Raw genomic sequence first — 991 nt, 5'->3', positions numbered from 1 at the left:
ATTCGGTCGAGTACCACGATCCGGGGAGCGCGAGCTTAAAGCTTCCGAGCTGAACGATACCGCGCGGCACGCCGAGGGCGCAGACGAACAAGACGAAGAGCGCCAGCGCTGCCACGAAGCCCCGAGGCGCGATCCTCGCGCGCTGCAACAGCGCATAGACCAGGGTAGATGCCGCCATGCAGAAAATGATCCCGAACGATATCGGAATGTCCACAGCGGCGATCGTGGTCACGGCCCAGATCAGCAGGGCGACGAGACCGTACTTCACCGACCTCCGCAGGTTGTTGCGCGAATACGAGCACATGAGCCCGGCCAAAAAGAGGAACGACCAGGATATGCTCGCCCTCCACACGTTCTCAAAGGGCGGCCTGAACCAACCCAGGTCAACGCCGGCGAGCTCCACGAGGTCGTAGCAATAATGGAACCCCGCCATCGAGATAACGCAAAGCCCCCGGATAGCATCGTACAAGTGAATTCTTGTGCTTGCCTTCCCGGGAGCTTCGCTCGTCGTGTGGATTTGCTCAGGCATGCTTAGCAGACCGAGCGGATAAGCGCCGTGACCTTGCCGATGATAGTGGGGTTATCGGCGTAGATGGGCTCCATCGTGTCGTTCTCGGGCTGAAGCCTGATCCGGTCCTTCTCGCGATAGAAAGTCTTCACGGTGGCGGAGTCGTCGATGAGGGCGACGATGATCTCGCCGTTGCGGGCATCGGACTGCTGCTTGACCACGATGTAGTCGCCATCGAAGATACCGGCGTTGATCATCGACTCGCCGCGGACGCGGAGTATGAAGGAGCTCGAGTCGCCGACGATACTCGTGGGCAGCGTAAGAGACTCCTCGACGTTCTGCTCGGCAAGGATGGGGGTGCCGGCGGCGACCCTGCCGACGACGGGCAGCGAGATGCAGTTGTTGTTCGCGTCCTGCTTGACCTCAGCGAGCTTCTGAGGCTCTTGCTCGCCGTCCTCGGGAAGAACCTCGATAGTCCTCGGC

General features: G+C 60.8%; 2 protein-coding genes. Both read right to left on the bottom strand.

Annotation, left to right across the window (positions count from 1 at the left end; genetic code table 11):
- Window positions 1–469 (bottom strand): heparan-alpha-glucosaminide N-acetyltransferase domain-containing protein (locus ACT84W_RS07710; RefSeq protein WP_444328779.1); only part of this gene is annotated, 469 nt, incomplete at its 3' end.
- A 62-nt stretch (window positions 470–531) separates the two neighbouring features.
- Window positions 532–991: transcriptional repressor LexA (gene lexA, locus ACT84W_RS07705; protein ID WP_444328778.1), on the bottom strand; the 460-nt coding region annotated here is incomplete at its 5' end.

It is taken from the genome of Paratractidigestivibacter sp. (assembly GCF_052362415.1).
Lineage (GTDB): Bacteria > Actinomycetota > Coriobacteriia > Coriobacteriales > Atopobiaceae > Paratractidigestivibacter.
Note: the sequence above shows the minus strand (reverse complement) of the source record. Positions and strands in the feature narration are given on the sequence as shown.